Origin of the sequence: Pseudomonas sp. NPDC098740, assembly GCF_044760065.1 — a bacterium.
In the GTDB taxonomy this organism is placed as follows: Bacteria; Pseudomonadota; Gammaproteobacteria; order Pseudomonadales; family Pseudomonadaceae; genus Aquipseudomonas; species Aquipseudomonas rossensis.
The window spans coordinates 558-10,968 of the sequence record NZ_JBIWAM010000047.1; the positions used below are offsets into that span (position 1 = coordinate 558).

Below are 10,411 nucleotides of genomic sequence, written 5' to 3' on the forward strand. Positions count from 1 at the left end.
ATAAGAGTAAGGTCGGGCCAACGAGGTCAATTCTGCCATGATCGCCCTCGCTTAAATTTCAGCAGCCAGTTTGTTTACCAGCTCCGCGTGCGCGTTTTGATCGATTGTGGCACCCAGGATCTTCTCGGCGCCGCCAACGGCCAGAGCACCCAATTGGGCACGCAGCGCGTCTTTGACACTGTTCAGTTCCTGCTCGATCTCGGCCTGAGCCTGAACCTTCACACGGTCAGCGTCGATACGGGCTTTTTCAACAGCCTCTTCGACGATCTGGTTACCGCGTTTCTTGGCTTGCTCAATGATTTCGGCTGCCTGAGCTTTTGCTTCGCGCAGTTGTTGACCCGCTTTATCTTGGGCCAACTCCAGGTCGCGAGCTGCTCGGGCGGCAGCGTCCAGTCCATCCGCGATCTTCTTCTGACGTTCGTGCAAAGCCGCGATGACCGGAGGCCACACGAACTTCATGCAAAACAGTACAAAAATGAAGAACGCAACGGACTGGCCAATCAGGGTTGCATTAATGTTCACGCCAACACCTCGCTCGTTCGTTGCACATCACACCAATTACTCGAAGGTTCGAGTAATTAGCCAGCGAGTTGACCAACGAATGGGTTCGCGAAGGTGAAGAACAGAGCGATACCAACACCGATCATGGTTACGGCGTCGAGCAGACCGGCAACGATGAACATTTTGACTTGCAGCATTGGAACCATCTCTGGCTGACGCGCTGCGCCTTCCAGGAACTTGCCACCCAACAGGCCGAAACCAATTGCGGTACCCAGTGCGCCCAGGCCGATCAACAGTGCAACAGCGATAGCGGTTAGACCAACTACAGTTTCCATCTTTCCTCCCGACTTTTACGTCGTATGGTTTAGGTTTTTTAGATTTTAAAGCGGTAAAACAAATCGTTTCATAGCCCTGTTCGGGCACCCACTCGTTTGACCGAGTGGGACATCAGACTAGTCGAGACTGGTCTTAATGGTTCTCTTCGTGCGCCATCGACAGGTAAACGATGGTCAGCATCATGAAGATAAACGCCTGCAGGGTGATGATCAGGATGTGGAACACAGCCCACGCCCACTGCAGAACTACGCCCAGGCCGCTAAGCCAGAGCAGACCACTGCCGAACATCACAGCGATCAGAATGAAGACCAGTTCGCCGGCGTACATGTTGCCGAACAGACGCAGTGCCAAGGAGATTGGCTTGGCGATCAGTGTCACGAACTCCAGCAGGAAGTTCACCGGGATCAGCAGGGCTTGAAGAAAGATGTTCTTGCTGCCGAACGGGTGCAGGGTCAGTTCGCCGATGAAGCCGCCGATGCCCTTGACCTTGATGCTGTAGAAAATGATCAACGCGAACACCGACAGGGCCATGCCCAGGGTAGCGTTCGGGTCAGTGGTCGATACAGCACGGAACGGAATGTGCGAATCGCCAGTGATCAAGATGGCCAGCTGAGGAATCCAGTCGACCGGGATCAGGTCGACGGCGTTCATCAGGAAGACCCAGACGAAGATAGTCAGTGCCAGCGGTGCAATCACCGGGCTACGGCCATGGAAGCTGTCTTTCACGCTGCCATCGACGAATTCGACCAATACTTCAACGAAGTTCTGCAAAGCACCAGGCTGACCGGAAGTCGCCTTCTTTGCCGCCATGCGGAAAAGAAGAACGAAGATCAGACCCAACGCGACCGACCAGCCGAGAGTATCGACGTGGAAAGCCCAGAAGCCCATTTCTTTGGCTTCTGCTGCGGTGTGGGCAAAACCCCACCCGCCAGTTGGGTGCTGACCGAAGGTCAGGTTCTGCAAGTGGTGCTGGATATAGCCCGAAGCGGTTGTCTCTGCCATGGTTGCCTCAAACGCCCTAAGGTCTCGAAAGTCTTGTTCTCATCAGCAGGGGCGCGAACCAGCTGACCAGTTGGGTCAACACGAAGACGCCGAATACAGCTAGCGGCGCCAATGGCTTCACACCTGCAAACGTCAATGCAAAGAGCACTGCCGTCAAAATTAGTTTGCCCGCCTCGCCGGCATAAAAAGACCGGACGATGGCTTGAGCTGCTCGGGCGCCGGAAAACCGAAATGCCCTGTGAGCGAAATAAACATTGGGTAGCAAGGCTATCAGGCCTCCGCAGAGTCCTGAGTACCCGGCTACGACTCCATGCCAGTACCAGAGCGCCAAAGCGGCCAGTACCAAAACGACAAATTGAGCCAGTAAGACTGGAAAAACTGCCAGGCGATGGAACGGCAAGCGGTTTGGCGTGCGGCTCTCCATCGTTTTTGCTCCCCAATGATCGGCTGCCAGAATTCAATAACTTGGCATAATTTGTGCCGACAAAATGCGCGCAGAGTATAGGGGCGGTTCTGCCCCTATTCAACTGTCAGGTAGTGATTTCCGACTGCACGCTACATGAGGAAATGTTTCAACGAATGTGTGCAAGCACACCTTGAAGCTCATCGAGGGAGTTGTAACCGATCACCAACTGCCCCTTCCCCTTTTTACCGTGGCGGATCTGCACCGCAGAGCCTAGGCGCTCAGCCAGACGCTGTTCGAGTCGAGCAATATCCGGGTCCGGCTTTACCGGTTCAGCAGGTTCCTGTTTACCACTCAACCACTGGCGAACCAGTGCTTCAGTCTGGCGTACAGTCAGCCCCCGTGCGACAACGTGTCGCGCCCCTTCAACCTGTTGATTTTCCGGTAAACCGAGCAAAGCACGTGCATGACCCATTTCCAGGTCGCCGTGGGACAGCATGGTTTTGATGACTTCCGGCAACGCGATCAAGCGTAGCAGGTTGGCCACGGTCACGCGGGATTTGCCCACCGCTTCGGCCACTTGTTGCTGCGTCAGCTGGAATTCCTGCTGCAAACGCTGCAAAGCCACCGCTTCTTCGATCGGATTGAGGTCTTCGCGCTGGATGTTCTCGATCAGCGCCATGGCGATCGCGGTTTCATCCGGTACATCGCGAACCATTGCCGGGATGGTTTCCTGACCAGCCTGCTGACTGGCGCGCCAACGGCGTTCGCCGGCGATGATTTCGAATCGGCCGCTGCCGATCGGCCGAACCACGATCGGCTGCATCACGCCCTGAGCCTTGATCGACTGCGCCAGCTCTTCCAGCGCCTGTGGGTCCATGTCCCGACGCGGCTGGTACTTGCCGCGCTGGATCAGGTCGAGGGGCAGGTGCTGCAGCTCACGCTGATCTGCCTGCACCGCTTGTTCTTCCAGCGAGCTGACAGTCGGACCACTCAGCAGTGCATCCAGTCCACGTCCGAGACCTCGTTTCTTGACGGCCATGGGGATTCCTTAAGTTGCCTGAGCAGCGGCAGTGCGTGAGTTTTTGCGTTGACGACGAACCATCTCGCCCGCCAATGCCAGATAGGCAATGGCACCCCGCGATGATTTGTCGTACGCCAGCGCCGGCATGCCATAGCTTGGTGCTTCGGCCAGGCGGATGTTGCGCGGAATCACCGTGTCGTAGAGCTGCTCGCCGAAGTGTTCCTTGAGCTGCGCCGAAACATCGTTCATCAGGCTCAGGCGCGGGTCATACATGGTCCGCAACAGGCCTTCGACTTTCAGGTTCGGGTTCAACAACTCAGCGATGCGCTTGATGTTATCCACAAGGTCGCTCAAGCCTTCGAGCGCGAAGTACTCGCACTGCATGGGGATAATCACCCCGTCAGCCGCAACCAGCGCGTTAAGCGTGAGCATCGACAACGACGGCGGACAGTCGATCAAAATGTAATCGTAGTTTTCACGGATCGGCGCCAACGCGCTGCGCAGGCGGCTTTCCTTCATCTGCATTTCCAGCAGAACCACTTCCGCCGCGGTCAGGTCGCGGTTGGCCGGCAGCAGTTGGTAACCACCGTGTTCGGAATAGTGCATGGCCTGGGCCAGATCGCATTCGCCGATCAGCAGGTCGTAGACCGAGTTTTCCAGGCCGTGTTTATCCACACCGCTACCCATGGTGGCGTTGCCCTGTGGATCGAGATCGATCAACAGCACCCGACGCTTGGTAGCGACCAGGGAAGCTGCGAGGTTGATACAGGTGGTGGTCTTGCCCACACCACCCTTTTGGTTCGCTATCGCGAATACCTTAGCCATTCTTGCTTGTGTTCCCAATCATGCCGTGCGGCGCAGTATCAGCAGATGGCGTTGGCCTTGGCAACCGGGTACGGCCAGGGCGTGTTCGCTATCGAGGTGGAAGTCTGCCGGCAATGCTACCAGCTCATCGGCGGGATGAACGCCCTTCATTGCCAGCCAACGTGTTTCGGTGTCACCGAGGTGGCGAGTCCAGTTGCTGAAATTCTCCATGCTGCTGAACGCCCGGGAGATGATCCCGTCGAATGGCTGATCAGGCTGAAAAGCTTCGACGCGACTGTGGATAACTTGCAGGTTATCCAGTTTGAGTTCGAGTTTGACCTGGGTCAGGAAGCGGGTTTTCTTGCCGTTGCTGTCCAGGCAAGTCACTTGGGACTCTGGAAACAGGATGGCCAACGGAATACCCGGCATGCCACCACCGCTGCCAACGTCCAGCCAGCGGCCGTTTTCGACGAACGACATCACGCTCAAACTATCGAGCAAGTGACGGGAAACCATTTCATCCGGATCGCGTACGGCAGTCAGGTTGTAAGCCTTGTTCCATTTTATCAACAGGGCCAGATACCCCAGCAGCTGGGCATGCTGGGTTTCTGTCAGCGTGACACCGAGCTGGCGAGCACCTGTGGATAACTCTTCTGCGTGTTGCGAGGTGACCAACGAACTCAAGCGCTTTGCTCCAACTGACGGCCCGCGCCGCGTTTTTTCAAATGAATCATCAACAGCGAAATCGCTGCCGGCGTCACACCCGGGATACGCGACGCCTGGCCCAAGGTCTCTGGACGGGTCGCACCGAGCTTGCTCTGGATCTCTTTGGAGAGACCGGAAATATTCGTGTAATCGATATCCACAGGCAGTTTTGTGTCTTCGCTGGCCCGCAGCCGTGCGATTTCATCCTGCTGACGATCGATGTAACCGGCGTATTTGGTCTTGATTTCGACCTGCTCGGCGACTTGAGGATCTTCTGCACCGCCACCGGTCACGGCGATCAGACCAGCGTAGTCGATTTCCGGGCGGCTCAGCAGGTTGAGCAAGTTGTATTCGTGGGTCAGCGGCGTGCCGAATTTCTCGGAAATCGCATCACCTTGCTCGGTGCCCGGGCGAACCCAGGTACTTTTCAGGCGTTGCTCTTCCAGCGTGATGCTTTCGCGTTTGGTGCAGAACGCAGCCCAACGTGCGTCGTCCACCAGTCCCAGTTCGCGACCTTTTTCGGTCAAGCGCAGGTCGGCGTTGTCTTCGCGCAGGATCAGACGGTATTCGGCACGGGACGTGAACATCCGATACGGTTCCTGGGTACCCAGAGTAATCAGGTCGTCGACCAACACTCCGATGTATGCCTCGTCGCGACGCGGGCACCAGGCATCTTTGCCCTGAGCACGCAGTGCGGCGTTGGCCCCGGCCAGCAAACCCTGGGCGCCGGCTTCTTCGTAACCGGTGGTGCCGTTGATTTGCCCGGCGAAGAACAGACCGCCAATGACTTTGGTTTCCAGGTTGTACTTCAGGTCACGCGGGTCGAAGTAGTCGTACTCGATGGCGTAACCCGGACGAACGATGTGCGCGTTTTCCATGCCGCGGATCGATTGCACGATCTGCAGTTGCACGTCGAACGGCAGGGATGTGGATATCCCGTTCGGGTACAGCTCGTTGGTCGTCAGGCCTTCCGGTTCGATGAAGACCTGATGGCTTTCCTTGTCGGCAAAGCGATGGATCTTGTCTTCGATCGACGGGCAGTAACGCGGGCCGATACCTTCGATCACACCGGAATACATCGGCGAACGATCAAGGTTGGCGGCAATGATTTCGTGGGTGCGGGCGTTGGTGTGGGTAATCCAGCAGCTGACCTGTTTCGGGTGCTGCTCTTTGGAACCCATGAATGACATCACCGGGATCGGTGTATCGCCGGCTTGCTCGGTCATCACCGAGAAATCCACAGAACGACCGTCAATACGCGGTGGAGTGCCGGTTTTCAGGCGACCAACGCGCAGTGGCAATTCGCGTAAACGGTGAGCCAGGGCGATCGATGGCGGATCACCGGCACGGCCACCGGAAAAATTCTGCATTCCGATGTGGATAAGTCCACCGAGGAAGGTGCCAGTAGTCAACACCACGGAATCCGCGAAGAAACGCAGGCCCATTTGGGTGACAACACCGCGCACTTGTTCCTGCTCGACGATCAGGTCGTCAGCAGCCTGTTGAAATATCCACAGGTTCGGCTGGTTTTCTAGGATTTCGCGGACAGCGGCCTTGTACAGAACCCGATCAGCCTGAGCGCGGGTTGCACGCACGGCCGGGCCTTTGCGGCTGTTCAATACGCGAAATTGAATACCGCCTTTATCGGTAGCCATGGCCATCGCGCCGCCGAGGGCATCGATTTCCTTGACCAGATGGCTTTTGCCGATCCCACCGATAGCGGGGTTGCAACTCATGGCACCGAGGGTTTCCACGTTATGCGTCAGCAACAGGGTTTTTGCACCCATACGTGCTGAGGCCAGTGCTGCCTCGGTACCGGCATGACCGCCGCCGATGACGATCACTTCAAAACGGGAAGGGAAATCCACCACGCACCTCGTGCCTGCTTCAGTTAGGTAATCCGGAATAGGTTGATCTCAGGTTTTTGGACCTGGTCGGCAAGTATAGGGACTTCGCCCTTCCTAAAGAACCCTTTGCACAAAATTTAACCAGCTGTGGAGAAGTCGCGGTTATAGAAATTAAAAAGAGAGAAATTTATTAAATCTTTGTTTTTATGTTTATTTCTACTGAGGCACATTTCTGTGGATAGATCTCTACAGGCCTTTATATTCAATATGTACAGAGATTCAAAACCCTGTGGTCATGTGGCAAGGAGGCCCTTGGATAACCGGTTTAAGCCTGTGGATGAAAGAGGTGCTTATCCACAGGGGCAGTTATCTTCAGTTTTGAGGCCCTGTTATCAACTGCCCTTAGAGGCAGTTATTCACAGGGCTTAATCCACAGAAAACTGCTGAATAAGCAAATCCAGGGCACGGGAAATCCGCTCAAGCAGAAAGAATCTGCTCAGCACTGGAAAAGAATTCAAGAATAGGAGGGAACAGACAGGCGCGAATGGCCTGTCTGTGGATAACGGGGAGGGCTATTTACCGATACAGAAGCTGGAAAAGATCCGTCCCAGCAGGTCATCGGAGCTGAATGCACCGGTGATTTCACCCAAACAGTGCTGAGCCTGGCGCAAATCTTCAGCCAACAGTTCACCGGCTCCGGCCAAGGTCAACTGCGCACGGCCATGCTCGAGGGAAGCACTGGCATGACGCAACGCGTCAAGATGACGTCTGCGAGCGCTGAAGCTGCTCTCCGAGGTCTGTTCGTAGCCCATGCAGGCCTTGAGGTGGTCGCGCAGCAATTCCAGTCCTTCACCTGCAGATTTGGCGCTCAGGCTAATGGTGACGTGGCCATCCTCGCTGACTTCCAGGGCAATGGCTTCGCCAGTGAGGTCAGCCTTGTTTCGGATCAGCGTGACTTTCGCCGGATCGGGACGGATTTCCAGGAATTCTGGCCATAACGCGAACGGATCAAGTGCCTCAGGAGCAGTAGCATCGACCACCAACAGCACGCGATCAGCCTCGCCGATCGCTTTCAACGCCCGTTCGACGCCGATTTTTTCCACCTGGTCTTCGGTATCTCGCAGACCTGCGGTGTCGACCACGTGCAGCGGCATACCATCGATGTGGATATGTTCACGAAGAATGTCCCGGGTGGTGCCGGCAATCTCGGTGACGATCGCGGCTTCACGACCGGCCAGTGCATTCAACAGGCTGGATTTACCGGCATTCGGCCGGCCGGCGATCACCACGGTCATCCCGTCACGCAGCAAGGCACCCTGCCCGGCTTCCCGTAGTACGGTGGATAACTCGTCACGCACTTTGTCGAGCATGCTCAGTACGTGACCATCGGCGAGGAAGTCGATTTCTTCTTCAGGGAAGTCGATCGCCGCTTCGACATAGATGCGCAGGCCAATCAATTGCTCGGTGAGGTTATGCACACGCTCGGAGAATGCGCCCTGCAAGGAACGCAGGGCATTTCGTGCAGCCTGTGCAGAACTCGCTTCGATCAAGTCAGCGATGGCCTCGGCCTGAGCCAGGTCGAGTTTGTCATTGAGGAACGCGCGCTCGCTGAATTCACCCGGCCGGGCCAACCGACAGCCCAGTTCCAGGCAACGCTTGAGCAGCATATCCAGAACTATCGGACCGCCATGGCCCTGGAGTTCCAGCACATCTTCACCGGTGAATGAGTTCGGGCCGGGAAAATACAGGGCAATGCCTTGATCCAGCACCTCATCGTTTTCACTGAGAAACGGGCCGTAGTGGGCGAATCGCGGCTTGAGTTCACGACCGCTGAAGGCCTTGGCCGCAACACTCGCCAGCGGCCCGGAAATACGGACGATGCCAACACCACCGCGACCTTGAGCGGTGGCGACGGCTGCGATGGTTTCACGAGGAACGCTCATAAACCGGTATCCAGACAAAAGTGACAGATAGCAAAACGCCCCACTAGGGGGCGTTTTGAGTGGTTATTCACAGTGTAAATCAGGCAGCTGCTTTAGTAGCCGCTTCGACTTTACGAGTGATGTACCACTGTTGGGCGATCGACAAAACGTTGTTCACTACCCAGTACAGAACCAGACCAGCCGGGAACCACAGGAAGAAGAAGGTGAAGATGATAGGCATCAGCTTCATCACCTTGGCCTGCATCGGATCCGGAGGCGTCGGGTTCAATTGCTGCTGGATGAACATGGTTACACCCATGATGATCGGCAGAATGAAGAACGGATCCTTGATCGACAGGTCAGTAATCCACAGCATGAACGGCGCTTGGCGCATTTCAACGCTTTCCAGCAGAACCCAGTACAGCGAAAGGAAAACCGGCATCTGCACGAGGATTGGCAAGCAACCACCCAGCGGATTGATCTTCTCTTTCTTGTACAGCTCCATCATGGCTTGCGACATTTTCTGCCGGTCGTCGCCATGTTGCTCTTTCAGCGCGGCCAGTTTCGGTGCCACTGCACGCATGCGCGCCATGGATTTGTAGCTGGCAGCCGACAGCGGGAAGAAAATCCCTTTGATCAGCATGGTCAGGAAGATGATCGACCAGCCCCAGTTACCGACGATCGCGTGGATGTGTCCCAGCAACCAGAAGATTGGTTGGGCGATGAACCAAAGAATGCCGTAATCGACGGTCAGTTCCAGACCTGGGGACAACTCTTTCAGCACGGCCTGGCTTTTCGGACCAGCGTACAGAACGGCGCTGGTTTCGGCTTTTGCACCTGGCGCAACGCTCATTGCCGGGCCGGTATAACCGATGATGTAGTTGCCCTTGCTGTCTTTACGGGTCTGGACGACGTTGTTTTCGCCCTTGGCCGGAATCCATGCGGTGACGAAGTAGTGTTGCAACCAGGCAACCCAACCACCACTGACCGTTTCCTTCAACTGCGCCTTGTCCATGTCCTTCATGGACACTTTCTTGTACGGCTCGTTACTTGTCCACAGGGCAGCGCCCAGGTAAGTCGCGGTACCGGTGGCGGTGGTTGAGGAAGGATCGCCGCTGGCGTCACGCTTCAGTTGCGCGAACATCGCACCGGACCAGGGCTGTGCGCTCTGGTTGTCGATCAGGTAGGAAACGGTTACGTCATACAGCCCACGTTTCAGGGTGAAACGCTTGATGTAGTTGACGCCGTCCTTGCTGAACTTCAGGTCTGCGACCAATTGGTCCTGACCGTCAGCCAGTTGGTAAATCTTCTTCTCCGAGGAGTAAACCGGACGACCGGCAGGACTGGCGTCCGGACCGTTGGTGCCGATCAAACCGCTTTGAGCCAGATAAGTCCGCTCGTTGCCGTTATCGAACAACTGGAATGGAATTTCCGGATGGTCCTGGCGACGTGGATACAGCGGCAGCGTCAACTGGGCAACATCGCCACCTTGTGGATCGATTGCCAGGTTGAGCACATCCGTTTTGATCTGGATGAGGTCTTTGCTTGCAGCTACTGGTGTTTCAGCAGGGGCAGTTGCACTGGTATCGCTTGCGGCGCGTGGAATGTCGTCACTGACAGAAGCATTATTGCCAGTCGCCGTATCCGGTAGGCCCGGTGCGGTAGTACTGGAAGCAACATTCTGAGTCGGCAGGGCAGCCTGGCCATAGTCCTGGTTCCATTTAAGAACCATAACGTAGGACACGATTGCCAGGGCGACGATCAGGATCGTGCGTTTGATATCCATGATTACTCGGCCATCGAAGAAGAACGGGATGTCGGGATAGATGGAACCGGGACCTAACCACCGGGCTTCCACGGAAGACAG

At 56.1% G+C, this 10,411-nt stretch carries 10 protein-coding genes; all 10 read right to left on the bottom strand.

What is annotated here, in order from left to right; genetic code table 11:
• Positions 1-51: 51 nt before the first annotated feature.
• On the bottom strand, positions 52-522 hold the full coding sequence (locus ACIQU2_RS28615; RefSeq protein ID WP_008027535.1) for a F0F1 ATP synthase subunit B: 471 nt from the start codon (positions 520-522) through the stop codon (positions 52-54).
• A 56-nt stretch (positions 523-578) separates the two neighbouring features.
• Positions 579-836 carry a F0F1 ATP synthase subunit C gene (gene atpE, locus ACIQU2_RS28620; protein ID WP_002555987.1) on the bottom strand — a complete coding sequence of 86 codons (258 nt, stop codon included), beginning with the start codon at positions 834-836 and terminating at the stop codon, positions 579-581.
• A 133-nt stretch (positions 837-969) separates the two neighbouring features.
• The gene (gene atpB, locus ACIQU2_RS28625; protein ID WP_347803508.1) at positions 970-1,839 is read right to left on the bottom strand and encodes a F0F1 ATP synthase subunit A; all 870 of its coding nucleotides are present in this window, start codon (positions 1,837-1,839) and stop codon (positions 970-972) included.
• Positions 1,840-1,855: 16 nt separating this feature from the next.
• Positions 1,856-2,263: a F0F1 ATP synthase subunit I gene (locus tag ACIQU2_RS28630; protein WP_007948092.1), complete on the bottom strand. Its 408-nt coding sequence runs from the start codon at positions 2,261-2,263 to the stop codon at positions 1,856-1,858.
• 148 nt (positions 2,264-2,411) lie between these two features.
• The gene (locus tag ACIQU2_RS28635; RefSeq protein ID WP_008027541.1) at positions 2,412-3,284 is read right to left on the bottom strand and encodes a ParB/RepB/Spo0J family partition protein; all 873 of its coding nucleotides are present in this window, start codon (positions 3,282-3,284) and stop codon (positions 2,412-2,414) included.
• Positions 3,285-3,293: 9 nt separating this feature from the next.
• Positions 3,294-4,091 carry a ParA family protein gene (locus ACIQU2_RS28640; protein ID WP_008155709.1) on the bottom strand — a complete coding sequence of 266 codons (798 nt, stop codon included), beginning with the start codon at positions 4,089-4,091 and terminating at the stop codon, positions 3,294-3,296.
• 18 nt (positions 4,092-4,109) lie between these two features.
• Positions 4,110-4,754, bottom strand: a complete 645-nt coding sequence (rsmG, locus tag ACIQU2_RS28645; protein WP_403145901.1) for a 16S rRNA (guanine(527)-N(7))-methyltransferase RsmG — start codon at positions 4,752-4,754, stop codon at positions 4,110-4,112.
• Positions 4,751-6,643 carry a tRNA uridine-5-carboxymethylaminomethyl(34) synthesis enzyme MnmG gene (gene mnmG / locus ACIQU2_RS28650; RefSeq protein WP_403145904.1) on the bottom strand — a complete coding sequence of 631 codons (1,893 nt, stop codon included), beginning with the start codon at positions 6,641-6,643 and terminating at the stop codon, positions 4,751-4,753. Before mnmG ends, rsmG begins: the two co-directional genes overlap by 4 nt.
• A 551-nt stretch (positions 6,644-7,194) precedes the next feature.
• Positions 7,195-8,565: a tRNA uridine-5-carboxymethylaminomethyl(34) synthesis GTPase MnmE gene (mnmE, locus tag ACIQU2_RS28655; RefSeq protein WP_403145907.1), complete on the bottom strand. Its 1,371-nt coding sequence runs from the start codon at positions 8,563-8,565 to the stop codon at positions 7,195-7,197.
• A 79-nt stretch (positions 8,566-8,644) separates the two neighbouring features.
• The gene (gene yidC, locus ACIQU2_RS28660; RefSeq protein ID WP_403145913.1) at positions 8,645-10,330 is read right to left on the bottom strand and encodes a membrane protein insertase YidC; all 1,686 of its coding nucleotides are present in this window, start codon (positions 10,328-10,330) and stop codon (positions 8,645-8,647) included.
• Positions 10,331-10,411: the final 81 nt, after the last annotated feature.

What these genes read in the sequence shown, in the direction of transcription:
- atpE (WP_002555987.1), bottom strand. Translation starts at nt 836, where the DNA reads ATGGAAACTGTAGTTGGTCTAACCGCTATCGCTGTTGCACTGTTGATC.
- atpB (WP_347803508.1), bottom strand. Translation starts at nt 1,839, where the DNA reads ATGGCAGAGACAACCGCTTCGGGCTATATCCAGCACCACTTGCAGAAC.
- ACIQU2_RS28630 (WP_007948092.1), bottom strand. Translation starts at nt 2,263, where the DNA reads ATGGAGAGCCGCACGCCAAACCGCTTGCCGTTCCATCGCCTGGCAGTT.
- ACIQU2_RS28635 (WP_008027541.1), bottom strand. Translation starts at nt 3,284, where the DNA reads ATGGCCGTCAAGAAACGAGGTCTCGGACGTGGACTGGATGCACTGCTG.
- ACIQU2_RS28640 (WP_008155709.1), bottom strand. Translation starts at nt 4,091, where the DNA reads ATGGCTAAGGTATTCGCGATAGCGAACCAAAAGGGTGGTGTGGGCAAG.
- mnmE (WP_403145907.1), bottom strand. Translation starts at nt 8,565, where the DNA reads ATGAGCGTTCCTCGTGAAACCATCGCAGCCGTCGCCACCGCTCAAGGT.
- yidC (WP_403145913.1), bottom strand. Translation starts at nt 10,330, where the DNA reads ATGGATATCAAACGCACGATCCTGATCGTCGCCCTGGCAATCGTGTCC.